General features: G+C 72.9%; 22 protein-coding genes. 7 read left to right on the top strand and 15 right to left on the bottom strand.

Annotation, left to right across the window (positions count from 1 at the left end):
- The first annotated feature begins 18 nt into the window (after positions 1-18).
- Positions 19-534, top strand: a complete 516-nt coding sequence (locus tag GA0070616_RS21940; protein ID WP_091086448.1) for a 2'-5' RNA ligase family protein — start codon at positions 19-21, stop codon at positions 532-534.
- 41 nt (positions 535-575) lie between these two features.
- On the opposite strand, the gene GA0070616_RS21935 is transcribed toward GA0070616_RS21940, so the two are convergent.
- The 4 genes from GA0070616_RS21935 to GA0070616_RS21920 are packed head-to-tail and all read right to left on the bottom strand — an operon-like array spanning position 576 to position 5492.
- Positions 576-1490, bottom strand: a complete 915-nt coding sequence (locus GA0070616_RS21935; RefSeq protein ID WP_091086443.1) for a siderophore-interacting protein — start codon at positions 1488-1490, stop codon at positions 576-578.
- A 55-nt stretch (positions 1491-1545) separates the two neighbouring features.
- Positions 1546-3645, bottom strand: a complete 2100-nt coding sequence (locus GA0070616_RS21930) for an iron ABC transporter permease (protein ID WP_091091354.1) — start codon at positions 3643-3645, stop codon at positions 1546-1548.
- Positions 3646-3650: 5 nt separating this feature from the next.
- Positions 3651-4634: an ABC transporter substrate-binding protein gene (locus GA0070616_RS21925; RefSeq protein ID WP_091086439.1), complete on the bottom strand. Its 984-nt coding sequence runs from the start codon at positions 4632-4634 to the stop codon at positions 3651-3653.
- Positions 4635-4670: 36 nt separating this feature from the next.
- Entirely contained in the window at positions 4671-5492 is an 822-nt protein-coding gene (locus GA0070616_RS21920) for an ABC transporter ATP-binding protein (protein WP_091086434.1), read from the bottom strand.
- A 301-nt stretch (positions 5493-5793) separates the two neighbouring features.
- On the opposite strand from GA0070616_RS21920, the gene GA0070616_RS21915 reads away from it, so the two are divergent.
- Positions 5794-7620, top strand: a complete 1827-nt coding sequence (locus GA0070616_RS21915) for a DivIVA domain-containing protein (protein WP_091086430.1) — start codon at positions 5794-5796, stop codon at positions 7618-7620.
- Between the two features lie 9 nt (positions 7621-7629).
- Here the strand turns inward: GA0070616_RS21915 and GA0070616_RS29485 are convergent, their stop codons facing one another.
- Both GA0070616_RS29485 and GA0070616_RS21905 read right to left on the bottom strand, forming a co-directional pair.
- Entirely contained in the window at positions 7630-9567 is a 1938-nt protein-coding gene (locus GA0070616_RS29485; protein WP_139128968.1) for a DUF7507 domain-containing protein, read from the bottom strand.
- Between the two features lie 103 nt (positions 9568-9670).
- On the bottom strand, positions 9671-10294 hold the full coding sequence (locus tag GA0070616_RS21905) for a M23 family metallopeptidase (RefSeq protein WP_091086422.1): 624 nt from the start codon (positions 10292-10294) through the stop codon (positions 9671-9673).
- A gap of 106 nt (positions 10295-10400) precedes the next feature.
- Here GA0070616_RS21905 and GA0070616_RS21900 point away from each other — a divergent pair, with 106 nt between their 5' ends.
- Positions 10401-11042 (top strand): response regulator, encoded by a 642-nt coding sequence (locus GA0070616_RS21900; protein ID WP_091086420.1) that lies wholly within the window; start codon positions 10401-10403, stop codon positions 11040-11042.
- Positions 11043-11071: 29 nt separating this feature from the next.
- Here the strand turns inward: GA0070616_RS21900 and GA0070616_RS21895 are convergent, their stop codons facing one another.
- The 4 genes from GA0070616_RS21895 to GA0070616_RS21880 all read right to left on the bottom strand — a co-directional run bounded on the left by GA0070616_RS21895 (position 11072) and on the right by GA0070616_RS21880 (position 14299).
- Complete coding sequence (locus GA0070616_RS21895) at positions 11072-11320, bottom strand: hypothetical protein (protein ID WP_091086417.1); 249 nt, start codon at positions 11318-11320, stop codon at positions 11072-11074.
- A 23-nt stretch (positions 11321-11343) separates the two neighbouring features.
- Positions 11344-12531, bottom strand: a complete 1188-nt coding sequence (locus GA0070616_RS21890; RefSeq protein WP_091086414.1) for a putative manganese transporter — start codon at positions 12529-12531, stop codon at positions 11344-11346.
- 69 nt (positions 12532-12600) lie between these two features.
- On the bottom strand, positions 12601-13470 hold the full coding sequence (locus GA0070616_RS21885; RefSeq protein ID WP_091091350.1) for a manganese catalase: 870 nt from the start codon (positions 13468-13470) through the stop codon (positions 12601-12603).
- A gap of 82 nt (positions 13471-13552) precedes the next feature.
- On the bottom strand, positions 13553-14299 hold the full coding sequence (locus GA0070616_RS21880) for a sensor histidine kinase (RefSeq protein WP_175440170.1): 747 nt from the start codon (positions 14297-14299) through the stop codon (positions 13553-13555).
- A 259-nt stretch (positions 14300-14558) separates the two neighbouring features.
- On the opposite strand from GA0070616_RS21880, the gene GA0070616_RS21875 reads away from it, so the two are divergent.
- Positions 14559-15008: a DUF4383 domain-containing protein gene (locus GA0070616_RS21875; protein WP_091086407.1), complete on the top strand. Its 450-nt coding sequence runs from the start codon at positions 14559-14561 to the stop codon at positions 15006-15008.
- Between the two features lie 125 nt (positions 15009-15133).
- Here GA0070616_RS21875 and GA0070616_RS21870 read toward each other — a convergent pair whose 3' ends face one another.
- The 3 genes from GA0070616_RS21870 to GA0070616_RS21860 all read right to left on the bottom strand — a co-directional run bounded on the left by GA0070616_RS21870 (position 15134) and on the right by GA0070616_RS21860 (position 17964).
- Positions 15134-16504: a permease prefix domain 1-containing protein gene (locus GA0070616_RS21870; RefSeq protein WP_091086403.1), complete on the bottom strand. Its 1371-nt coding sequence runs from the start codon at positions 16502-16504 to the stop codon at positions 15134-15136.
- 4 nt (positions 16505-16508) lie between these two features.
- Positions 16509-16877, bottom strand: coding sequence for a PadR family transcriptional regulator (locus GA0070616_RS21865; RefSeq protein ID WP_091086401.1), 369 nt, complete (start codon positions 16875-16877; stop codon positions 16509-16511).
- A gap of 211 nt (positions 16878-17088) precedes the next feature.
- A complete protein-coding gene (locus GA0070616_RS21860; RefSeq protein WP_091086399.1) occupies positions 17089-17964 on the bottom strand; it encodes a bile acid:sodium symporter family protein in 876 nt (291 codons plus the stop codon).
- A gap of 158 nt (positions 17965-18122) precedes the next feature.
- Here GA0070616_RS21860 and GA0070616_RS21855 point away from each other — a divergent pair, with 158 nt between their 5' ends.
- Positions 18123-19583 carry an SDR family NAD(P)-dependent oxidoreductase gene (locus GA0070616_RS21855; RefSeq protein WP_091086396.1) on the top strand — a complete coding sequence of 487 codons (1461 nt, stop codon included), beginning with the start codon at positions 18123-18125 and terminating at the stop codon, positions 19581-19583.
- A 103-nt stretch (positions 19584-19686) separates the two neighbouring features.
- Here the strand turns inward: GA0070616_RS21855 and GA0070616_RS21850 are convergent, their stop codons facing one another.
- Positions 19687-20676, bottom strand: coding sequence for a glycoside hydrolase family 11 protein (locus GA0070616_RS21850; RefSeq protein WP_091086392.1), 990 nt, complete (start codon positions 20674-20676; stop codon positions 19687-19689).
- Positions 20677-21127: 451 nt separating this feature from the next.
- Here GA0070616_RS21850 and GA0070616_RS21845 point away from each other — a divergent pair, with 451 nt between their 5' ends.
- Complete coding sequence (locus tag GA0070616_RS21845) at positions 21128-21763, top strand: hypothetical protein (protein ID WP_091086389.1); 636 nt, start codon at positions 21128-21130, stop codon at positions 21761-21763.
- 106 nt (positions 21764-21869) lie between these two features.
- Here GA0070616_RS21845 and GA0070616_RS21840 read toward each other — a convergent pair whose 3' ends face one another.
- On the bottom strand, positions 21870-23987 hold the full coding sequence (locus GA0070616_RS21840; protein ID WP_175440169.1) for an amylo-alpha-1,6-glucosidase: 2118 nt from the start codon (positions 23985-23987) through the stop codon (positions 21870-21872).
- Between the two features lie 149 nt (positions 23988-24136).
- On the opposite strand from GA0070616_RS21840, the gene GA0070616_RS21835 reads away from it, so the two are divergent.
- Positions 24137-25180 carry a LacI family DNA-binding transcriptional regulator gene (locus tag GA0070616_RS21835; protein ID WP_091086383.1) on the top strand — a complete coding sequence of 348 codons (1044 nt, stop codon included), beginning with the start codon at positions 24137-24139 and terminating at the stop codon, positions 25178-25180.
- Positions 25181-25188 lie beyond the last annotated feature (8 nt).

Below are 25188 nucleotides of genomic sequence, written 5' to 3'. Positions count from 1 at the left end.
GGCCCCTACAGTGATCGCGTGGTCGCCGCGCTGGAGCTCTACCTCGACCCGGTCGCCACCCGCAGGATCCGGGTGCTGTGGGAGGCGTTGGAGGGCGAGGGCGTGCAGAGCATGCGTTCGCTGCTGGAACAGCGGCACCGGCCGCACGTCTCCCTCGCGGTCGCGCCCCGCTTCGACCCGGACCGGGTCGCGGCGGCGCTCGCGGGCACGGTGGTGGCGGCCCCGCTGCGGTTGACGTTCCAGCACGCCGGCCAGTTCGTCGGCCGGGTGCTGTGGCTCGGGCCGACCCCCACCGCCGAGCTGCTGGAGCACCACCGGCTGGTGCACGCCCGGCTGGCCGAGGCCGGGATCTCGCTGGTGGAGCACTACCAGCCGGGGCGGTGGGTGCCGCACTGCACCCTGTCGATGCGGGTGCCCAACGTGCTGATGGCCGCCGCCGTGCGCCGCTGCCTGGAGGTGCTGCCGATGGCGGCCACGGTGGTGGGGGCGGCGCTGACCGACCACGCCCGCGGCATCGCCCGGCCACTGCCCTGACCATCGCCGCCCCGGCAGGCTCGGCTCAGACGCGGTTCGGCTCAGACGTCGTGGGAGCGGCCGAGTCGCCAGTAGCCCATGAAGGCCACCGCCCGCCGGTCGACGCCCCGCTCGGCCACCAGGTGTCGGCGCAGCGTACGGATCATGCCCGCCTCGCCGGCCAGCCACGCGTACAGCGGCGACGGGGGCACCTCGTCGGGCACCTCCCAGAGGATCTCGCTGTCCACGTCCACGTCCACGTCGGTGACGGGGGCGGTGACGGGCGGGATGGCGACGTCGGCCAGCAGTTCCCCCGCCACCGTCGCGACGGCGGCGACGAGCTGGCTGCCGTGGTCGCCGGTCCCCCGGGACAGCCAGGTCACCTCGACGCCCGGCGGGGCGAGCAGCGGCTGGGCGTCGGCGGTCTCCGGCACCTCCAACAGCACCCGGCCGCGCGCGTCGAGCGGGAGCCGTTCGCAGATGGCACCGATGGCGGGCACGGCCGTCTCGTCCCCGGCCAGCAGCAGGCACCCGGTCGACGGGGGGCGGAACTCGACTCCGCCGTGGTCGCCGCCGTAGCCGGCGTCCGGGCCGAGGATGGCGATCTCGTCGCCGGGGCGGACGCGCCGCGCCCACCGGGTGGCCGGCCCGCCGTCGCCGTGCAGCACCAGGTCGACGTCCACCTCGGCAAGGTACGGCCGGACCGCTCGCACCGTGTAGGTGCGGATCGGGTTGCGGCGGTGCTCCGGCAGGTTCCGCCACCGGGCGTACCAGTCGGGGCCCTCGGGCAGGTACACCCCGCGCTGGCCGGGCAGGGGCAGCGCCAGCTTGATCCGCTGGTCGTAGCCGTTGTCGGCGAACCGGTCCAGGTCGGGTCCGGTGAAGGTGACCCGCACGAACGACGGGCTCAGCCGACGTACCGCCCGGACCTCGACGGTGAACAGGCGCCAGGGCGCGATGGGCAGGGTGTGGGTCATGGTGCCTCTCCGGTGTCGGGCCGACGCGGTGGGTGGGCCACCGGGCGGTGGTGGGCTAGCGGGCGGTGGCCGCCGCGGCGCGCGAACGCCACAGCAGCCAGACGAAGTACGGGGTGCCGATCATGGCGGTGACCAGGCCGGCGGGGATCTGGGCCGGGGCGATGACGGTGCGGCCGAGGGAGTCGGCGATGCTGACCAGCGCCGCGCCGAGCAGGGCGGCCACCGGCAGGACCCGGGCGTGCCGGCCGCCGACGAGCGCGCGGGCGGCGTGCGGGGCGACCAGGCCGACGAAGCCGATCACCCCGACGGCGGAGACCGCGGTGGAGGTGAGCAGGGCCGTCGCGCCGAGCGCCACCAGCCGGGTGCGTTCCAACCGGACGCCGAGCACCCTGGGTGTGTCGTCGTCCAGGGCCATCAGGTCCAGCTCACGCCGGGCCGCGACCACCGCCGGGACGAGCACCAGCAGGGCGATCGCCACGGGCAGCACCTGGCCGGCGGTTCGCCCGTAGGTGGAGCCGGACAGCCAGGTGAGGGCCTTGCCGGTGTTCCACGGGTCGAACGCGACGATCAGGAAGGTGATGACGGCCGTGCCGCCCTGCCAGGCCCCGAAGCCGATCAGGACCAGCCGGTCGGAGCTGAGCCCGCCGCGCCACGCCACGCCGTAGACGAGGGCGAAGGCCAGCATCGCGCCGAGGCCGGCGACGCCGGAGACGGCCCACACCCCGGCCAGTGGCACGAAGGTGAGCAGCGAGACGGCCCCCAGGCCGGCACCGGCGGTGATGCCGAGAATGCCAGGCTCGGCGAGCGGGTTGCGGCAGACCGCCTGGACGGTCGTGCCGGCGACCGCGAGGGCCGCGCCGGCCAGGACGGCGGCGGCGACGCGGGGCCAGCGCTGGTCCAGCACGAAGGTGTACGCCGGCCCGGTGGTGCCGTTGATCCAGTTGACGACGTCACCGAGCAGCACCCAGGTGTCGCCGACGAGCATGCCCACGGCGACGGCGGTGACGGCGACCGTGGCGGTGCCGGCGACGACCAGGCGGTGGAAGCCGGCGGAGCGCACGGCGGCGTGACCGCCGGGTGGGCGGCGGGTGGGGCCCGCGTCGCGGTGCCGGCGGGCCAGCCAGATGAGGATGGCCGCACCGAGCAGGGTGGTGACCACGCCGGTGGGGATGTCGACGCCGGCCTGGGCGCCCATGACGGCGCGCAGCAGCACGTCGGAGCCGAGCACGACGACGACCCCGGCGATGCCCGACAGCGGCAGCAGGACCCGGTGCCGGTGCACGCCGGGCACGAGCGGGCCGAGCAGCCGGACGATGACCGGCGCGCAGAGGCCGACGAATCCGACCGGCCCGGTGAGGGTGACGGCGGCCGAGGACAGCAGCACGGCCAGCACGGTGACGATCAGCCGGGTGCGCCGCACGTCGAGGCCGAGGACGGTGGCGGTGTCGTCGCCGAGGGCGAGGATGTCGAGGCGGTGCCCGAGCAGCATCAGGACGGCGACGGCACCGACGATCACCGGGGCGAGCTGGGTGAGGGCGGTCAGGTCGCTCTGCACGAGCGAGCCGTTGCCCCAGGCGAACAGCCCGATGGTGGCCTGCTCGAACAGCAGCAGGAGCAGGGTGGTGACCGAGCTGAGCGCCAGGGCGGTCGCCGAGCCGGCCAGGATGAGCCGGGTGGTGCCGGCCTGTCCCCCGGCCGACATGGCCATCACCAGTCCCGCGGCGGCGAGGCCACCGACGAAGGCCAGGCCACCGGCGGGCAGCGCGGGCAGCGCGATGCCGAACGCGGCGACGCCGACGATGGCCAGGTGGGCTCCGGCGTTGACGGCGAGGGTGTCGGGCGAGGCCAGCGGGTTGCGGGCGATGGACTGGAGGGCGGCACCGGCGAAACCGAGTGCGACGCCGATGGCCAGCCCGGCGAGCAGGCGGGGCAGTCGGGAGGCGACCAGGACGCGGGCGGCCTCGTCGTCGGTGCCCACCACGAGGCGCAACAGGTCGAGGGCGCCGATGGTGGAGGTGCCCTGGGTCAGGTGCACGGCCGCGACCACGAGCAGCAGGAGGGTCGCGGCGAGGAAGACCCCGACGACGCGGGGTCGGGAGGTCCGCCCGCCCGGAGCCGGCGCGGTGGCCGGCTCCGGGCGTGGGGGTGCGGTCAGCACGGTCACGCCGTGTAGGTCTTGACGAACTGGTCGATGTACTGCTTGCCGGACAGCGGGCCGCCGAAGGTCCAGATCCCGTCGGGCATGCGGTGCAGGTTGCCCTGCTCGACGAAGGGCAGCGACTTCCAGATGGCGTTGCCGGCGAGGCCGTCGGCGAAGACGTCGGTGCCGTCGGAGGCGTTGTAGAAGAAGTGCAGGTTCGGGTCCTTGAGCCCGGTCAGGCCCTCGACGTCGGTCTGGCCCAGGCCCCACGCCGCGTCGGTTTCGCCGTTCCAGGCGTTGGTGAGGCCGAGTTGGATGCCGATCTGGGAGACCAGCGCGCCCTGACCGAACATGCGGATGCTGACGGTGCTGCCCTCCTTCCAACCGTCGGCGATGGCGAACGGTCGGCCGGCGGATCCCGCGTCGGCGATCTTCTTCTTCCCGTCGGCGAGCGCGGCGTCGAAGTCGGCGAGCACCTTCTCGGCCTCGGCGGTCCTGCCGACGGCCGTGGCGATCATGTTGAGGTCGGCGCGCATCCGGCCGAGGTTGTCGGCGGCGTCGGTGCCCTTCGTGACCACTACGGGGACGTACTTCTCCAACTGGCTGACCAGGTTGGCGCCCCGGCCGTCCTGCATGATCACCAGGTCGGGCTGGAGGGCGACGATGGAGTCGACGCTGGGCTCGGCGCGGCTGCCGACGTCCTTGACCGACGGGTCGAGCTTGGCCGCGCTGACCCAGGTGGCGTACCCCGTGGTGTCGGCCACTCCGACGGGCATGACGCCGAGGCCGACCAGCATCTCGACCTCGCCCCACTCGAGGCCGACGACCTTGGTGGCGGGGGCCTTGAGGGTGATCTCCTTGCCGCGGCTGTCGGTGACGGTGACCGGCCCGCCGGCGGCGGACGCGGACGCCTCGGGGGCGGCGGTGTTCTCGGTGGTGCCGCAGGCGCTGAGCAGCAGTGCTGTCGCGGCGGCGAGCAGGACGGTGGCACGGGTGCGGATCATGACGTTCTTTCTCTGGATGGGGTGTTGCGGGCCCGGTCAGACCGGGACGCGGGTCAGGTGACGCCCCACGGGGCGGGTGGTGACCAGGCCGCTGACCGGGTCGGTGCGGACCTCGATGCGGATGCCGTAGGTCTCGGTCAGCGCCGCCTCGGTGAAGACCTCGGCCGGGGTGCCGGTGGCGCGGACGCGGCCGTCGTGCAGCAGCACCACCTCGTCGGCGACGGCGGCGGCCTGGTTGAGGTCGTGCAGCACGACGCCGACGGCGACACGGTGGTCGTCGGCGAGGTCGCGCATCAGGTCGAGGATCTCCACCTGGTAGCGCAGGTCGAGGAACGTGGTGGGTTCGTCGAGGAGCAGCACCGGGGTGTCCTGGGCCAGGCAGGTGGCCAGCCAGACCCGTTGCAGTTCGCCGCCGGACAGCTCGTCGACGGGTCGGTCGGCCATCGTGGTCACGCCGGTGACCGCCATCGCGCGGGCGACGGCGGCGGGTCCGTCGGGATCGTCGGCTCGCCAGCGTCCCCGGTAGGGGTGGCGGCCGTAGCCGACCACGTCGCGCACGGTGACCCCGCTGGGCACGGGCCGGCTCTGGGCGAGCAGGGTGACCCGGCGGGCGAACTCCCTGGCGGGCAGGTCGGCTGCGGCGGTGCCGTCGGCGAGGTGCACCGCGCCGGCGTCGACCGGGTGCAGCCGGGCCAGCGCACGCAGCAGAGTGGACTTGCCGCTGCCGTTCGGCCCCACCAGGGCGGTCACGGCGCCGGGGCGCAGGGCGATCGCCGCCCCGTGCACCACGGGGATTCCGTGGTAGCCCAGGCGCAGGTCGACGCCGCGCAGACATGGCGACTCAAATCCACTCGACATATGGTTAGGCTAACCTAACTTAGGTGCCTGTCAAGACGCGGGTACCGGGTCACGTCCGGACCCGGCCGGACGGTGAAGCCGCAGGTCGATGCGCGGTGACGGCAGGTGCCGGGCCCGTCGCGGGACGCCGGTCATGCGGACGGGATGGCCGCAGTGGACGGCCGGCGGCCGGCATCGCCCTCCCGCGGGCGCGGAACTGTACCGGGGTGGGACGACAGGCAGGTGGTGACGGCGGTAGCGTTGCGCGTCATCACCGCCGGGGTCCACCGGCGAGGCTCGCGATCGTACGGAGGATGGCGGCATGTCCAACGGCGAGGAGCCGTTCGCAGCACGCGACGACCTGGCCTCCCGGCCGAACTTCGAGGTCACCCTGCGCGGCTACGACAAACGGCAGGTGGAGCGCTACGTCGACCAGGTGGACGGCCAGCTCGCGACGGTCAGTGCCGAGCGCGACCGGGTGTCGGCCCGGGTCCGGGAACTGACCGGGCAGCTCCAGGCGCTCCAGGTCGAGGTGACCGAGTTGCGCCAGCGCCCCGCCCAGATGGACAAGGCCTCGTTCCGCGACCTGGGGCCGATGGTCGACCAGATCCTCAACCTGGCCGAGAAGCAGGCCGGGGTCATCACGGAGACGGCGAACCAGCGGGCCGGCAAGCTCCAGGCCGAGGCGGAGAAGACCCTCGCCAACGCCCGCGAGCGCACCGTCAAGTCGCTGGCGGACCTCGAGGAGGAGCTGGCGGGGCGACGGGCCGAGCACGACCGGACGTACGAGGAACTGCGGGCGGCGGCCGACGCGGAGCTGGCCGAGCAGCGGGAGCGGGCCGACAAGCTCCGCGCCGAGGGTGAGGCCGCCCACGACCGCGCCCAGCAGGAGGCGCAGCGGATCACCGAGCAGTGTCGTCAGCAGGTCGAGCAGGCCCGCTCGGCGGCCGAGGCGCTGATCAGTTCCTCCCGCACCCAGATCCACCAGGAGATCCAGGCCGCCCGGGCGAAGTGCCAGCAGGAGCTGGCCCAGTGGCGGACGACCGTCGAGGAGGAACTGGCCGAGCGGCGGGCCGCCACCGACGAGGACCTGGCCGAGCAGCGGGCGGCGGCCGAGCGTGAACTGGCCGCCCAACGCGCCGCCGCCGAGCAACGGGTCAGTTCCCTCATCGCCGAGGCGCAGCAGTACTCGACGGAGGTTCGCAAGCGCACCGACGAGCAGGCCGCCGAGGTCCGCAAACTCAGTGACGAGCAGGCCGCCGCAGCCCAGGAACAGCTCGCCGCCGTGCAGGGGGAGATCACCGAACGGCAGGCCGCGTTGGCCCGGCTGGAGGAGGAACTGGAGACCGCCCGGCAGCAGCTCGACGAGACCCGCCGGGAGAAGGAGTCCACCGACGAGGAGGTCACCCAGCTGCGTCAGCGGCTCGACGAGACCGGCCACGAGCTGGCAGCCGAGACCCGGCGCCTGGACGAGGCCCGCAAGGCCGCCGAGGCCACCGAGCGGCACGCCAAGGATGTCCGGGCCCGGGTGCAGCGGGAGGCGAAGCGGGTCGCCGACCTGGCAGCCGCAGCTGTCATGGCCGCCGCGGCGGGCGGTGTCGAGACCGCCGAGTACCCGATGGTCGCGCCCCGCCCCGACGGGCACCGGACCGAAGCGCCCCGGCCCGACGCACACCGACCCGACGCGCACCGGCCGAACACCGTCGCGGTCGGCGGACGCGACACGACGGCGGCCGCCGGGCGGCAGGGACAGCGCAAGGAGAGCGACGGCCGGGCCACCGGTGCCGGGCCGCGCGACGACGAGTCGGAGCCCGACCCGGCGGACAGACCACGAACCGGGGCCGACCCGACCGACAGTCCCCGCGCGGAGGCCGACCCGACCGACAGCCCCCGCACCGGGCCCGGCCCGGTCGGCGCACCCCGCGCGGAGGCCGAGGATCCGGCTGCCACGGGTGCCCGGTCGGCGGGTGCCGAGGTGGGCGCCCTGCTCGCGGAGGATCCGGTCGCGCGGGCCGCGGCGGCGATGGCCGCCGGCGGTCCCGGGGGCGTCAACTGGTTCGCCGGTCAGGTGCCGCCCGGTGACGACCCCGACCAGCCCGCCGTCGACGTGTCCGCCGCCCGCACCCCGGAGCCCGCCCCGCAACCCTGACCGGTCAGGTCACCGGGCGGTGCGCCGGCGGCCCGCCAGCAGCAGGGTCGTGCCGACGGTCAGGGCCACCAGGGCTGCGGCGACCAGCGGGAGCAGCAACGACCCGCCGGTGACCGGCAGCTTGCCCTGCACCCGGACGGTGGCCGTCGACTCCGGCGACACGGGTGCCGGACCTGACGGCGGGACGCCCGTCGCGGTGGCCGTGTTGGTGATCCGGCCGGCGGCCACGTCGGCAGCGGTCACCCGGTAGGTGGCCGTGCAGGTGACGCTGCCACCGGGGGCGAGGGTGACGCTGCCGTTGGGCACCGGCGGGGCGCCGCAGGTGACAGCCGACAGCTCACCGGTGCCGGAGAAGGCGGTCTCGCCCACCCTCACCTCGTTCAGCGGGGTGTCGCCCGTGTTGGTCACCTGGAACCGGTAGGCGAGGGTGTCCCCGGCCGCTGCCACCACCGTCGGGGTGACGGACTTGACCACGGCGATCGACGACGTCGGCTCCCCGCCGGGGATGGTCAGCGTCGACGGCGGCGACACCACCGGCGTGGTCGTGCCCGGCGGCGTACCGGAGGCGGTGGCGGTGTCGGTGACCCCACCGTTGTCCAGGTCCGCCTGCGCCACCGTGTACGTCGCGGTACAGGTGGTGTTCTCACCCGGCGCGAGCACCGTCGCCGCACACGTGACCGGCCCCAGGTCGTCGTTCGACGCCGGCGGCGCCTGCACGTCCGTCACCGACACCTCCGACAGCGTCACCCCACCCGTGTTCGTGACGAGGAACCGGTACGGCACCTCCTGCCCCACCTCGGTGATCTCGGTGGTCGTGGACGACTTCACCACGGTGATGGACGGCGTCGCGTCCCCGCCGCAGGACAGGGTGGTGTCGAACGGGAAGTAGTGCACCTCACCGCCGCGGTGTTCGAACGTGCGGGTGATGATGCTGCCCTCGGTGTTGCTGGCCGAGAGGTCGACCAGGTCGGCGCTCGGGGCGTAGATGGTGCCCTCGATGGTGGCCGACGATCCGGGCAGGGTGATCCGGGTCGCGGTCGGGAAGTTGAACAGGATGTAGCGGGCCTGCTCGCCGCCCACACCGGCGAAGTTGCCGGCGTTCCAGGTGAAGTCGTCGCCGACCCCGGTGGTGTCGACGTTGACCAGCAGCGGCGTGCTCGCCGTGGGCTGGTCGGCGAAGGTCAGGATCGCGATGTTGTTCAGGTCGGTGGCGCTGAGGTTCAGCACGTTGGTCTCGCCGGGAGCGAGCGTCACGACGGCGTTGCTGCCTGGCGGGATGGGTCGCGGCAGCTCGTCGCCGTTGGGCGTTCGCAGGACCACCGTGTTGTCGCAGGTGGCGAGGTCGTTGGCGGTGCCGCGGAAGGATTCGAACGCGGCGGCGAAGTCGATCGGCGAGGTCGGGCCGACGCTGCTCGGCGCCTGCCGGGTCGTCAACTCCACCCGCGGGGTGGCGTTGTAGTCCGCGTTCGGCAGGATGCGGGTGTTGACCTGCGCTCCGTTGTTGTCGGTGTCCCGCACGACGGTGCCGGTCAGGTCGCCGACCTTGGCATAGGTGCTGCGGAGCACCTGGAGTCGGGAGCCGGGCACGCTGCCGGCGAAGTCCACCCGGCCGCCGACCACGAGCGAGGTCGGAACGGTGTCGCCGGGAGCGACGAACGAGCCGGAGGAGTTGAGCGCGAGCTGGTAGGTGCCGAAGCGCAGATCACCGCCGACGGCCATGGTGCCGTCGTTCTCGGCGCTGATGACGGTCGCGTCGCCTTCGGTCATCACCCCGAAGCTCAGTGCGGGTGCCACCGGGTTGACGGGACCGACGGCGGCGGCGAGCCGCATCCGGTCCGGTGCGGGCGGTCCGGCGGTCGTGGCCGCCGACCCGGTGAGGAGTACGGCCAGCGCAGCCAGGCACGCGCGGACCTGCCCGCCCGATCGACGACGTAGACTTCTTCGCATTTATGCCCCCGTTTGAAGCGAATCGTCCGAATCATAACCACAGTCGGGGGCGTGAAGATTCAGATGTCCGAACAGACGGGTGCCGGGAGCCCGGCACCCGGGCTCAGCAGTTGTTGCTCCTGCGGTTCAGCACGTACTCGCGGTCGTCGGTGGTGATGCCCGACGGTTGCCCGTCGAACCAGGTCTCCACCTTCGTCCAGCCCTGGCGCTGCTCGTAGTGCAGGTGTGGGGCGCCGGAGTTGCCGGTGCTGCCCACCCTGCCGATCTGCTGGCCCCGGGTGACCCGCTCGCCCTCCCGCACCAGCGGCGGCTCCAGCAGGTGCAGGTACTGCGTCTCCCACCGGCCCCCGTGGTCGATCTTCACCCAGTAGCCGCCGCCCCGTCCACGCGGACCTTCCGGCTCCTCGGGGGTACGCCCACCCAGCGAGCCGTTGATCCCCGCGACCGTGACCGTGCCCTCGTAGGAGGCGAGCACCGGCTGCCCCCATGCCTCGCCCCGGGTGGGAACGAGGTCGACGTCGTAGTCGTCGTGGCCGGGGTAGGTGCTCAGCCGCCACGTCTCGCCGCAGGGCACCGGCATCTGGAACAGCGGACGCGGGCCCGGCGGCAGCAGCAGCGGCACCACGACCACGGCGACGGCGACGAGGGCCACGATCGCGGCGATGGCGAGCACGGCGTGCGGCGTGCGGCGTCGGGAGGGGCGACGGGTCGTCACCTTCCCGATCATGACAGACCCCGGCACGAAGCCGCCACCACGCCCGCCGAGCCATGGTGATCCGACCTGCCCGTCTCCGAACCAGCATGATCGACATCGATTCGGGAACAGGACGGACATGCACCGGCCTCCCGCCATCCGGCTGGCCGTCGTCGACGACCATCCGCTGTTCCTGCGCGGCCTCGAACTGCTGCTGCCGGCCGCCACCGACGGGCGGGCGCAGGTGGTGGGTTCCACCGGCGACGCCGCAGCCGCCGCCTCCCTGGTCGGCCGGTGCCTTCCCGACCTGGCCCTGGTCGACCTGCACATGCCCCCGCCGGGTGGCATCCGTGCCGTCGCGGCGATCCGGCGGACCACCCCACGGGTACGGGTCGTCGCGATGTCCGGCGACGACGACACCGCACCCGCGCTGGAGGCGTTGCGGGCCGGCGCCGAGGCGTTCCTGCCCAAGACCGCCGAGCCGGAGGAGTTGCTGCCCCCACTGCTGGCTGTTCTCGACGGCTGGGCGGTGCTACCCGGTGCTCTGCTCCGCGCCCTGCTGCGCCCCGGCCGGGCCACGACCGTCGACCTCGACACCGAGGAACGCGCCCTGCTCCGTTCCATCGCCGCCGGCCGCAGCACCCTGGACATCGCCGACCAGATGCACGTCTCCGAACGCACCGTCAAGCGGATGACCGCCGCGCTCCTGCGCAAGCTGCGGGTGTCCAGCCGGGCGGAGGCCGCGGCCCTCGCCGGCCACGCCGGGCTGCTCGCCGACTGAGCCGCCGGACGTGGGGGCCGGGGCCGGTGTCAGCGCCGCCGTCCGGGCGTGGTCACCACGCTGCTCGCGGCGGGTCCGGGCAGCAGCAGGTCCCGCAGGTGGGCCCCGCCGCCGTCGAGGGCCACGGCGACGGGAATCGCCAGGCTGGTGGACACCAGGGCCGCGACGGTCCAGGCCGGCGACCCGACCACCACCGCGACGACCGCCAGCACGGCGAACGCCACGAGTTTGCGCCGGGTGCGCGACAGCGCGGGATCGGACACGGTGACGCGGGACATCGGTTCGCTCCTTCGGGCCGGATTCACAGGAGGACGAGCAGGGCGGCGCCGACGGCCAGGGCGGGCACGGTGGTGATCACGGTGGCGGTGACCGCGGAGCGCCGGCGCAGGGCGGCGAGCGGGATGAGCGCGTCGCCGTCCTGGCTGATCGCGTTGGCGACCAGGGTGGGCAGCGGCAGGCCGCCGCTGGTGTACAGGCCGGTGAAGACGATCTGCACGGCGCAGCCGGGGATCAGACCGACCAGAGCGCCGACCAGCACGCCGGCCAGCCCGGCGAGAGCCAGTTGCGAGCCGTCGAAGCCGGTGACGCCGGTGACGAGCTGCCAGCCGAGGTACGCCACCGCCACCCAGACGGTCACGAAGGACGCCTCGTGCGCGCTGTGCCGCAGCGTCGCGCCGACCGAGCGGGGCTGGGCGGTCTCCAGCGTTTCGTCGGCCAGTCGGCCCCGACCGGCGGCGAAGATCAGCGCGGCGGTCAGCGTGCCGAGCACCCCGAGGGCCAGGTAAGGGTCGAGGCCGCCGAGGGTGCGGGTCAACGCGGTCGGATCGACGAGTTGGAAGACCACCGGCACGGAGACGGCGAAGGCGGGTGTGGTCAGCCCCCAGAAGGCGGTCGACGCCGGCACCCGGGGCAGCAGGGCGCCCCAGTGCAGGTCAGCGGCGGCAGCCGTTCCCGCCGGCCCGCCGCGACCGGCGGCCCTGGTGGGGCCGCAGCAGGCGGGCGACGCCGGTTGCGGCACACGGGCGGACCCGGCGGCCACACCGGTGCCCGACCGGGCGACCACGCCGGTGCCCCACCCGGCGGGGCGGGCGGTGCGGGCCGGGTCGATGCCGAGGGCGTCCACGACGTATCCGGTCACCAGCCCGACGACGAACAGCAGCACGTGCAGTTGGAGGGCGAACAGGGGATTCCAGGCCAGCACCACCCAGGACGAGTCGCCCATCGTAGCGACCAGGGCCCCGACGACGGTGCCGAAGGAGACCCGGCCGCGGGCGTACAGGGGCATCAGGATGATCGCGCCGCCGCAGCCGGGGGTGACCCCGAGCAGGGCACCGACGAGCGGGCCGAGCCGGGGCCGGCGGGTCAGGGCGCTGGTGACCCCGTCGCCGTAGCGCCAGCGTAGCCAGCCGAAGAACGCCACCATCACGGCGACGTAGACGCCCACCTGCATGAACGCGTCCGCGAGCGGGCGCAGCACGAGATCGGTCACGGTACACCTCCTGGGGCGGGTGGTGCCGCCGGGCCGCCCGCGACGGGCGGGCGGCCCGACGTACGGGCGTCAGGTGACCTTGCTCTTGACCTTGTTCACGACACTGCCGGCCAGGCCCGGGTTGGTGCCGTAGAGACGGGGGTCGCCCGGAGCCAGGACCGGTTCGGGGGCGTGGGCGCGCGGACTGTGGTCGTAGCGGAACTCGCCCTTGCCGTCCGGGGTCGGCCCCGACGCCCAACGCCCCTCGGCGGCACCCTGACCGGGCGAGAAGTCGAGGTAGGTGTAGCTGAACTCGTCGTTGAACTCCTTCGAGTCGGGGAAGGCGTCCGGCACCGGCATTTCCTCCAGGCCGTCCTCCTTGAGCTGCTCGATGGCCGCCATCCACATGTTCTGGTGCATCGTGTCGCGGGCCAGCAGGAAGCGCAGCATCTGCTTGACACCCGGGTCGTCGGTCATGTTGAACAACCGCGCGACCTGGAGCCGACCCTGCGCCTCGGCGGTCACGTTGAGCTGGAAGTCGGCCATCAGGTTGCCGCTGGCCGTGACGAAGGATCCGCTCCACGGCACGCCGTTGCTGTCGGTCGGCATCGCCCCGCCACCACCGTGGATGAGGTGCGCCGGGTTGGACCCCCCGTAGACCGCGCCGACCATCGGGTTGTCGTCGGCGGCCTCCTGGAGCGACAGCGGAGCGTTCTCGAGCAGCCGGGTGATCATGGTGGCGATCATCTCGACGTGGCCCATCTCCTCGGTGCCGACGTCGAGCAGAAGGTCCTTGTACTTGCCGGGCAGCCGGCAGTTCCAGCCCTGGTAGAGGTACTGGTTGGCGACGGTCATCTCGCCCCACTTGCCGCCCAGGATCTCCTGGAGGCGACGGGCGAAGGCGGCGTCCGGCCCGTCGGGCTTGGCCTCGAACTGCAGGTCCTTGATGTGGCTGAACACGTGGTCCTCCTCGGCCGTGAACTGGTACCGAGGGCGTTCCCGCACCGGTGACCCATCCGGGCCAACCGGCGGCCCCGCCGGGTCAACCCGCCGGCAGCGCGTGCGGCAGCACCACCTCCACCGCGACTCCCCCGGGCCGCAGCCGGTGCAGCCGCACCGCACCGCCGTCGGCGGCGAGGAGTTGACGGACGATCCACAGTCCCAGCCCGGACAGTCCGGCGCTCGGGACGGACCGACCCAGCGCCTCCAGCAGGGTGTCGTCGACGTGTCCCTCGTCGGTGACGGTGATGCTGAGCCCGCAGCGGCGTCGCGTCGCGACGATGCCCACCGCTCCCGCCGCGGGGCCATGTCGTAGAGCGTTCTCCACCAGGTTGGTCAGCACCTGCCGCGTGCGGCGTTGCGGGACCCGGCAGTGACCGGCGTTCCTGGTCACCTCGATCCGTCGGCGCTCCGGGGGCACGAGGGTCGCGACGGCCGGCAGGATCTCCGCCAGCGGGACGAGACGGTCCTCCCAGCAGGTCGCCAGGGCCAGGACGCCGGTGCTGACCGCCACCTCCGCGAGCAGGCCGTGCAGGTGTTCCGCCTGCTCACGGGCGAGGGCGGAGATGGCACGCCGGTCGTCGCCGGCCAGTGGCCGCGCCTCGTCGGCGAGCGCCCGGGTCAACGAGGTGAGCGTGCTGACGGGCGTACGGAGTTCGTGGCAGAGCACGCGCAGCAGGAGGTCCGCCGAGGCCGCGTGGAGCACCGGCCCGCCGGGGACCGGGACGGGGGCGGGACCGGTTCGGCGCAGCGCCCCCAGCAGCGATCCGATCGCGTGTCGTCCGCCCATACCAGACCCCCGTTCGACGCCGGCCGCAGGACCGGTACCCGCTCGGGCGGCGAACAGGCGTCCGGTGGCGACACGGGCTCGTCCACCGGCGGCCCTCGCCCCACGGCGGCTGCCCTGCCGCCCACGGCTCGGCTCGCGCATTCCCGCTTCTCGGCATGGACGGCCGCAGCCGGGGTAGGTGGGGGCAGCCAAACGACCTGGTGAGAAACGACCTGGTGAGATGGGACGACGAGTCCGCCCAGATGAAGGTGGAGGAACGATGGCAGGCAGATCCGGCACGACGACGGCACGCAAGCATCCCGTCCGCACGGCCGCCCAGGTCGTCGGGATCGCCTTCCTCCTGATCGGCGCGCTCGGATTCGTTCCGGGCATCACCACCAACTACGACGACCTGCAGTTCGCGGGGCACGAGTCCGGGGCGGAACTGCTCGGGCTGTTCCAGGTGTCGATCCTGCACAACCTGGTTCATCTCGCCTTCGGCGTCGCCGGGCTCGCGCTGGCCCGGACGGTCTCCGGCGCCCGGGCCTTCCTGATCGGCGGCGGCGCGATCTATCTGCTGCTCTGGCTGTACGGCCTGGTCGTCGACCACGACAGTGCCGCCAACTTCGTACCCCTCAACGACGCCGACAACTGGCTGCACCTGTTCCTCGGGGTGGGCATGATCGGTCTCGGGTTGGCCCTGACCCGCCGGCCCGGCGGCCGTCGCTGACACCGGAGACCCGGTTCCGCCCTACCGCGCGCACGGGTGCACGGGCCGGGGCTGGGGACGCCGCCGACGTGCCTCCCGGCCCGCCCACACTGCCACAGCAGGGTGAGCGGGCCGGAAGGTGCGGCTCAGGCGAAGTCGAACACGAGCGGGAAGACGAGGACGACCGTCCAGGCCCAGACCGCGTACACCGTGACGTAGCGGGTCTGCCAGCGTTCCAGGCGGGCGAAGGGCATCCGGCCGCGGACGAAGCCGAGGAACAGCCACGCCGACCAGGCCAGGTTGGCGAGCAGGATGACGTTCTCCCCCAGCGCCGCGCTCTTGTTGGGGCTGAGGCCGAACTCGGTGATCCTGCCCGTGATCGCCAACAGCACGATGACGTCGATGATCAGCGCGATGACGACGAGCGCGAGCTGCACGCGGTCGAAGAGACCGGGTCGGGTCGCCACGTCGCGGGCGGAGATGGCGTACAGCAGCAGGCCGAGCACGATGACCAGCAGCAGGTCGAAGAGGATGAGCACGTCCCGCTCGACGTCGATGCCGTTGTTGGTCCACACGAAGGCGACCAGGAAGGCCAGCAGGGTGGCCGCGAACAGCGGGGTGAACACGCGGGTCAGCACCGGTGCCATGTTCTCGATGACGCTCTGCTTGGCCTCCACCAGCCAGGCCGCCACGACGATCCCGGCCATCGCGCCGCACGGCAGCAGCCACTGTTGCACGAACCCCTCGGCGTCGAGGCCGATGGCTTCGAAGGTGCCCAGCGTGAAGGCGGTGAGAACGCCTCCGCCCAATCCGAGGAGGACGAAGTAGATCAGCCACTCCCCGGTGAACCGGATGAAGTCCATCCGCCGTCGGTCCGAGCGCCAGTCGCCGCCGGCGTAGGCGATCCCGACGACCAGCCACAGTGCGAGCGGCAGGTGGATCGCCGTGAGCACGATGGACTGCGAGTCGTCGTCCAACGGGTACGCGTTGACGGCGACCGCGCCGAGGACGAACAGCGCCGCCAGCACCCCGATGACGCGCGGGCCGACCCGGCGTTGCCACGCGAAGTAGGCGGCCAGCACCGGAAGCGCGAAGAGGCTGAGGTTGCGGGCGTAGAAGCTGGCGTCGTTCTCGTCGGTCAGGTGGAGACCGAACAGGCCCGGCACCTTGATCGCGAGGGCCGCGACGGCCGCGCAGAGCACCATGACCGGCAACTCGCGACGGGAGCGGGCGGTGGGCGCCTCGGGCTCCCCGGGTAGCACGAGCTGCTTCCACAGCCGCTCGGAGTGTTCGCGGGCGAACTCCCGCGACAGCTCGTCGAGGGTGCCCATGCGCTTGACGGCGATGAGGAAGGCCTCGTCGGCCCGCAGGCCCGCCTCGGTGAACTCGGTGATGCGGCCGCGAAGGTGGTCTTCCAGCTCCTCGGCGTCGGTGTGGCTCAGCTCCCGGCGGCGGTGCATGTAGGCCCGCCACTCGGCGATCTGGGCCTCCAGGTCGGTGTCGCTGTCGGTGGTCATCGAGTCATCCCTCCCATGCCGGCGCCGGGATCGGCCGGATGGACTGTGTCGCGTTCCAGACGCCCCGCAGGGCGTCGACGACCGTGGCCCACTGGCGGCGCTGCTCGGCGAGCTCGGCCCGGCCCTGGTCGGTGATGCGGTAGTACTTGCGGCGGCGCCCCCCGGGCGGGGTCTGCCAGGTCGCTTCGACGTGACCGAGCCGCTCCAGCCGGTGCAACAGCGGGTAGAGCAGACCGTCGGTCCACTCCAGCTGCCCGCCGGACAACTCGTTGACCTGTTTGAGAATCGCGTAGCCGTAGCTTTCGCCGTCGGCGAGGATCCCGAGCACCAGCGGCGTCGCCGATGCCGCGACGAGGTCCTTGGTGATGTACATCCACCCCCCTATCCCTAGAACTGCAATGCATAGTAGTTCTAGGTATGACGGTCGCGCAACGTCAGGTCGGACGGGGGCCGGACGGGCGACCGGGCCCGGCGGGGTGGCGGGCCGGGCGGGGTGGCGGGCCGGGCGGGGTGGCGGGCCGGGCGCGGGCCGGCGGTGGGGTCGCGGGCCGGTGGGTGGCGCGATGGGTGGGCGACGAACCTTCTCAGTCGGTGGCCGACCGGTTGCCGACGCGCGTCACCAGGTAGCCGAAGGCGGCGGCGGTGAAGAACATGACGATGCCGTAGACGGCCCCCGGAATCGCCATCCGGGTGCTGTCGAGCAGCGCCGGACTGAGCGCGATCGTGATGGCCAGGGTGCTGTTGTGGATGCCGATCTCGAACCCAGTCGCCGTCGCGGCGCGGCGGTCGACCCCGGCCAGCCGGGGCACCCCGTAGCCGACCGCGAGACTCAACACGTTGAACGCCAGCACCGCCAGGCCGACGGCGACGAAGTAGTCGGCGATGTTCTCCCGCTCGCTGAGCACGGTACCGATGATCACCGCGACGAGCACGACGACGGACAGGACCCGGACCGGCCGGTTGAGGCGTTCGGCGACCCGGGGCACCCGCCCCCGGACCAGCATGCCGATCGCGACCGGGACGAGCACGATGGCGAACACCTGCAGCACCTTGTCGAACTGCAGGCCGATGCTCCCCGCATCGGGCAGGAAGTACGCCGCCGCCAGGTTGACCACGACCGGCAGGGTGAACACGGCGAGCACCGAGTTGATCGCGGTCAGGGTGATGTTCAGGGCGACGTGCCCACCGAACAGGTGGCTGAAGAGGTTGGCGGTGGTGCCGCCGGGAGAGGCGGCCAGCAGCATCATGCCGACGGCCAGCTCCGGCGGCAGGCCGAAGGCGAGCACCAGGCCGAAGCAGAGCGCCGGCAGCACCAGCACCTGGCACACCAGCGCGATGACGGCGGCCTTCGGATGCTGCGCCACCCGACGGAAGTCTTCCAGGGTCAGCCCGAGACCCAGGCCGAGCATGATCACGCCGAGGGCGACGGGCAGTCCGACCAGGGTGAGAGGGGAGTCCATGGCACGACATCGTTACCAACCGGTAACGCGTTCACAATCCCCGAGCGGGCGGGTATGGCGCGGGATGCGCCGCGGGACGTGCGGTGCGTACAGTTCCGGGTCGGACTTGGGGTGGCCGGGCAACTCCGGCGCGGGACACGGGATGAGACAGCGACGGCATGACGGCGGACAACGATAGCGAAAACGGTCACCAGGGCATCGACCGCGGCCGGTTGGAGATCTGCCTCGGTGTCTTCGAGGCGCTGGAGGACCTCCCGCACGACCACCCCGACGTGGTGCGGGTGCAGCGGGCCACCGCGCGGCTCTACAAGATGATCAAGCAGCGGCGGCGCGAGGAGCGACGGGATCTGATCGCGACGGCCGACCGCGCGGTGACGGAGGCAACCGCCACCGGCGCCCCCGGGCGGATCGACGACGAGACCCAGGGCATCCCACTCGCCTCCCCCACCGAGGGCGCCACGGCCGGCTTCCTGCACAAGCCGCGTGGCTGTTACGTCTGCAAGCAGCGCTACCACGAGGTGGACGCCTTCTACCACCAGCTCTGCCCGCCCTGCGCCACCCTCAACCGGCAGCGCCGCGACGCCCGCACCGACCTGACCGGCCGGCGCGCCCTGCTCACCGGCGGCCGGGCGAAGATCGGCATGTACATCGCGCTGCGGCTGCTGCGCGACGGCGCGCACACCACGGTCACCACCCGGTTTCCGCACGACGCGGTCCGCCGGTTCGCCGCCATGCCGGACAGCGGGGACTGGTTGCACCGCCTGCGCGTCGTCGGGATCGACCTGCGCGATCCCGCCCAGGTCATCGCCCTCGCCGACTCGGTCAGCGAACAGGGTCCACTCGACATCCTGATCAACAACGCGGCGCAGACCGTCCGCCGCACGCCCGGGGCGTACGCCCATCTCGTCGCCGCGGAGGCCGCGGCCCTGCCGGACGGCCCGCTGCCGGAGATGATCACATTCGCCGCCCCGGCCGGCCGGGGCGATGCGGCGGGCAGCCTGACCATCGGGTCCCAGGCAACCCCGATCACCCCGCAGGCGCTCACCGCCCTGGCGTTGACCACCGGCTCCGCCTCGCCCGAACGGATCGCGGCGGCCACCGCCATCGACGCCGGCGGGTTGGTGCCCGATCTCGACCCGGTCAACAGTTGGGTGCAGCGGGTGCACGAGGTCGACCCGGTGGAGCTGCTCGAAGTGCAGCTGTGCAACGTGACCGCGCCGTTCGTGCTGGTCAGCCGGCTACGACCCGCGATGGCCGCGGCCCCGGCCCGGCGCAAGTACGTGGTGAACGTGTCGGCGATGGAGGGTCAGTTCTCGCGCGGCTACAAGGGGCCGGGGCACCCGCACACCAACATGGCCAAGGCCGCGCTGAACATGCTGACCCGCACCAGCGCCCAGGAGATGCTGACCGACGGCATCCTGATGACCAGCGTGGACACCGGCTGGATCACCGACGAGCGACCCCACCCGACGAAGATGCGACTGGCGGACGCCGGCTTCCACGCCCCGCTGGACCTGGTCGACGGCGCGGCCCGGGTGTACGACCCGATCGTCCGCGGCGAACAGGGTGAGGACCTGTACGGCTGTTTCCTGAAGGACTACGCCCCCTGCCCCTGGTGACCGGCGCGTCCACCGCCTCGGCGGGACACCTACCGCCCCGGCGGGACGCCCACCCCTCGGCGGAAGGGGTGGGCGTCGACCGTCCTCGACCGTCGCGGTGTGGTCAGCCCGTCCTGCAGGAGACCGACGGCCAGGTGTAGTTGCCGTTGTGCTGGATGGTCAGGCCCCAGTTGTTTCCGTTGCCGTTCGGGCTGGCGGTCAGCACCTGGGCGCTGGGGTAGCTGGCGCTGACGTTCCAGGTCGCGAGGACCTTCGCGGGGGACGGGACGTTCATCGTCACCGTCCAGTTGCTCGCGCCCGACACGGAGACGTTGAGGTTGTACCGGTCGCTCCACTGCTGCCCCGCCGACAGGGTGGCGGTGCAGCCACCACCGCCACCGCCACCACCGCCACCGCCGCCGCCACCGGAGCTACCCACCGTGATGTTGGAACTGCCGCTGCTCTGGTAGCCCTCGGTCGCCATGATCATGTAGTTGTGGCTGCCCATGTTCATGCCGTTGCGGGCCCAGGCGTCGAAGTGGTTGCCGCTGGTGATGGTGCCGCCCGTGCGCCTGGCCTGGCGTACGCTCCAGAACTGCTTGAAGGTCGCGGTGCCGATGATGGACGGGGCGTTGTAGCGGGTCGTCTCGTAGATGTCGTACGTGCCGCCGTCGCTGGTGACCGTCCCCTTGTACGTGCCGGTGGGCCGGTAGGTGCCCCAGTTGTCGACGATGTAGTACTCCACGAGCGGGTTGGTCGTCCACCCGTAGAGCGTCAGGTACGCGTTGCCGGACGGGTTGAAGCTGCCCGAGTAGGTCACGCTGCGGCGGCCACCGGTGCTCCAGCCCTTGCCGGCGACGAAGTTGCCGGTGTTGCGCCACGAGGTGCTGTAGTTGCCGCCGGAGCCCAGCTCCATGGAGACCGTTCCGGCGCTGTCGGTCCAGAACGAGTAGAAGTAGCCGCCGTGGTTTCCGGTCTGGTTCGACGTCACGGCCGCGTGGGCGGTGCCGGGCAGCAGCACCGAACTGGCGACCAGTGCCACGGCACTGACGACGGCGGTGAGCAGCCTGAGACGGCCGCGCCCGCGACGCCTCGGGACGGGTTCGTCGGTCATGGGGTCTCCTCCTCGTGAGGATCGGTGGGCCGGTTGCGGGCCCGACGCGACGGGGCGAGGCACGCCGCGCGGTTCGTGCCGCCCGGCGGGTTCGGCCGCCCGTCGTCCCGGGGCCGGAGGACCGGGCCGGTGGTGGCGGTCACCCGGATCGACATCAGTCGACGAATGTCGATGGCGACAGCATCCGCGGACCGGCATTCGGGTGTCAACACCTTCCGGAAACTATCGGCGACTATCGATCTTGTCCGTCCTGCCTCCCCGCCAGCCCGGTCGTGCCGGACGGTCATCCGACCACCCGCCCGACGTGGGACCCGCCGGCACCGCCGGGTGGGACCGACGCATCCGAAACTCTCGGACACAGTTCCGGAGCGCGGTTGCGAATCACGGGACCCGTGACCGGGAGATCGGCGGTGCTACGGTCGCGCCATCACCTGACGACACGGGAGGCCAGATGGAGAAACGGCACCTGGGCACGCTGGCCTTCGTCGCGGTGCTGGCCCTCATGGCGATCGTCGGGGCGGTCGGCGGCTTCCACCTCGCCGGCCCCGGTGACCCCCGCTCCACCGACTCCCCCACCCGCGCCGACGGCGGGCCGGCCGGTTCCGACGCCGATCCCGACGCCGCCGATCCCGACGCCGCCGACCCCGACGCCGCAGATCCCGACACCACCGGTTCCGACGCCACCGGCTCCGAACCACAGGAGCCCGACCGGCCCCGCACGTACCCCCTCGACCGGCCGGTGTACGACCAGGCGTCGATGCGGGTGACGCTCGTGAACGCCGAGGTCAGAGGCGGATCGTTGCGGCTGAACGTCACCTACCGCAACGACTCCGCGGTGCCGTGGCCGCTGAGCTGCCCCACCGCGGAGGACGACCGCACCTCCTCGCGGATCACCCTGGCCGACGGCCGGTCCGTGGGCCCCGACAACAGCTGGTGCGCCACACACCGGCCCGGGGAGTCCTTCCTCCTCGCGCCCGGCGCGCAGGCCACCTCCTGGGGTGACTTCCCGGTGGTGCCCGAGGCCGGTTCGGCCTTCCGGCTGTCCTGGTACGGCTTCCCCGAGGTGGCAGATCTCCGGCTACGGTAGCCGCCGCGTGCAGTGGCGGGCCGTCCGCGAACGCGGGTGGCGGCGACCTGGGTGACGGCGGTGGCGCTGCGGCCCTCTCCGGGCCCGGCAGCAATCGGCAGTGGCCTCAGTCCGTGCCGGGCGTTGCGGCACCCGACGGCGACAACTCGGCTCCGGTCCGTGCGGCGGGCACCGTCGCGGCGACCAGGCGCAGACCACCGGGCAGGCCGGTCAGGGTGGCGGCTCCTGCCGAGTCGACCGTCACGGTGACCGGGCTGCCCGCCACGCGCAGCCCCTGGGCGGAGACCGCACCCAGGTCGGGGCCAGCCAGCGGGGCGAGGCGGACGGTGCCGGACGGGACGTCCGGGTAGAGGCCGGTCGCCGCCTGCAGGAGCAGCACGGCGGCAGCCGCCGACCACGCCTGGGGCCGGCAGGCGGCCGGATACGGCACTGGGCGGCCGAGCAGGGCCCGGTCGTCACCGCCGTACAGCTCCGGCAGCCGGTAGTCGAACGCCTCGGCGGCGGCAAGCAGACCATCGGCGAGGCCGCGCGCCTGCGGATGGAAACCCGCGCGGGCGAGGCCGGCGAGCACGATGGCGCTGTCGTGGGCCCAGATCGAGCCACAGTGGTACGACAGAGGGCTGAACGCGGCGTCGTCGGTGGACATGGTGCGCAGACCGAAGCCGCCGGCCAGCGCGTCCGTGGCCAGCAGCCGGGCCACCTGGCCCTCCTCCGCCGCGTCGAGCAGGCCGGTGCCGAGGAGGTGACCGATGTTGCTGGTCAGCGCGTCGACCGGGTGCTTGTCGCGGTCGAGGGCCAGGGCTGGCTGGGGCCCGTGTGGCCCGTCGACCCAGAACGTGGCGCGGAACCGATCGGCCAGCCGACGGGCGTAGTCGCGCCACCGGTCGGCGCCGGGGCGGCCGAACGCGTCGAGCAGAGCGGCGCCGTTCGTCGCGGCCTCGTGGGCGTAGCCCTGCACCTCGGCGAGCACGATCGGCGCGGCGGCCAGGCGACCGTCGCGGAAGCGCACCGCGTCCCCGGAGTCCTTCCAGCCCTGGTTGGACAGGCCGTGGCCGGTGGAGTCGACGTACTCGACCAGGCCGTCGTCGTCGGCGTCGGCGTGCTCGGCGAGCCAGCCGAGCGCGGCCTCCAGGTGCGGTAGCAGCGGCGTGACCTGATCGGCGGGCAGACCCCAGCGCCAGGCGTCGTGCAGCAGGTTGATCCAGAGCATGGTGGCGTCGACGGTGCCGTAGTAGGCCGGCGGCAGCCGCAGCCCGGTGTCGGTCAGGGAGAACCCGTCCCGGCGCAGCTCGTGCAGGATCTTGCCGGGCGCTTCTGCGGTGACCGGGTCGGTCTTCCCGCCCTGCCGGCGGGCCAGCGTGCGGAGCGTTCCGGCGGCGAGGTCGGTGCCCAGCGGCAGCATCATCCGGGCCGCCCAGAGACTGTCGCGACCGAAGAGGGTGAGGAACCACGGCACGCCCGCGCCGAGGAAGACGTCACGCGGATCGACCGGGTCGGCCAGGCGCAGCCCGGTCAGATCGGCCAGGGCACGGTGCAGGAGCCGGGTCAGCCGGCGGTCGTCGGCGTGAACGGTCGGTTCGGCCCAGGTCGCCGCGGCCGCTGCCCGGGTGACCACGGCACGGGGGTCGGTAACGGTGAGCCGCCAGCGCAGGGTGGTCGTGGCACGCGGCGGCAGGTCGATCCGCCACCGCAGGCGCGCGGGGTCGGGGCGTACCTCCGCGTCCTGCGCGACGACCCCGACGGCGACGCCGTCACCGGACCACGCCAGTTCGTCGACGGCACCGGCCTGCGCCGGCACGGGCGTGGTCGCCGCCCCTGACTTCACCCGCTCGATCGGTGCGAGGTCGCAGGCGAGGTGCAGGTCGACGGTGGCCCGGACGGCGACCGACGCGGTCGAGACGACGCGGATCTCCTCGTACAGTCCGTCGGATCGCAGATGACGGGTGCGCTCCACGCGGACGCTCGGATCGGGGCCCGGGTCGCCCAGCCGGCGGGCGAGGCCGACGAACCGTACGCCGTTCGGCCCGGCCGCGCCGTGGGTCAGCGCCTCCGGCTCATGGTCGTCGACGCGCAACTCGGCCCGGGACAGCACCCGGGTGTCGGCGTGGAAGGCGCCCTGGACGCCGACCGGGCGGATCTGTCCGGCCGCGTCCCCCAGCACACTGGCCGGGGCGAGCACCAGCCCCACGAGGTCGTGCAGCAGGGGTTGCAGGCGTTCGGTCACGTCGGCTCCTCGGGCTGGGGTGGGGGGCCGGTGCCTTGACAGACGTTCGGCGGGGGGTGCAGAGTGCGAAACAATTCAGCAACTTGAACGTTCCAATCCTGCCCCACTCCGATGGGATCGTTCAAGAGTGCGAGTGCGAGAGGTGAGGAATGGCTGGGAAGGTCACCATCGCGACGGTGGCCCGGCACGCCCGGGTCAGCAGACAGACCGTGTCCAACGTCCTCAACGCCCCGCACATCGTGCGTCCCGAGACCCGGCAACGGGTGCTGGAGGCCATCACCACCCTCGGCTACCGCGCCAACCAGGCCGCCCGGCAGATGCGTACCGGCCGCTCCCGGCTGATCGCCGTACGGATCGAACCCACCCGCGACGGCATCAACGGCTCCGTGCTCGACCGGTTCCTCCACGGGCTCACCGAGACCGCCGAGGCGGCCGGCTACCGGGTCATGATCTACACGGCCGGCGACGACGATGGCGAGATCGCCACCTACGAGGACCTGCTCAGCGCCTACGACCTCGACGCGTTCGTGCTCACCGGCACCAAGCACGGCGACCCGCGCACCGCCTGGCTCGCGCACCGGGCGGTCCCCTTCGTCACGTTCGGCAGGCCGTGGGACGACCCGGACGCGCACTGCTGGGTCGACGTCGACGGCGCCGCCGGCACCGAGCAGGCCACGGCACACCTCGTGCGGGCCGGTCACCGCCGCATCGGGTTCATCGGCTGGCCCCGTGGCTCCGGGGTGGGCGACGACCGGCGCAGCGGGTGGCGACGCACCCTGCTCGCCAGCGACCTCGACCCCGCCGGGCTCGACGCCGAGACCGACGACGGCATCACCCAGGGCGAGCGGACGGCCCGGGAACTGCTCGCCCGGCCCGCCCCGCCCACCGCGCTGGTCTGCGCCAGTGACTCCCTCGCCCTCGGTGCCGTCCAAGCCGCCCGGGACAGCCGCGTCGACCGGGACAGCGGCGTCGACCGTGCCGCCCGGGACAGCGGCGCGCATCCGCATGTGCCGGTGATCGGTTTCGACGACACCCCGGTCGCCGCAGCGGTCGGCCTGACCAGCGTCAGCCAGCCCCTCGGCGAGGCCGCCGCCCGCTGCGTCGACCTGCTCACCGACGTCCTCGACGGGCCGCAGCGCACCCCCCGGAACCTCCTGCTGCGCCCCGACCTGGTCCTGCGACACACCGCCTGACTCCCCGT

This window comes from Micromonospora nigra, from assembly GCF_900091585.1.
GTDB classification, from domain to species: Bacteria; Actinomycetota; Actinomycetes; order Mycobacteriales; family Micromonosporaceae; genus Micromonospora; species Micromonospora nigra.
This window is presented reverse-complemented; position numbering and strand designations above follow the sequence as displayed.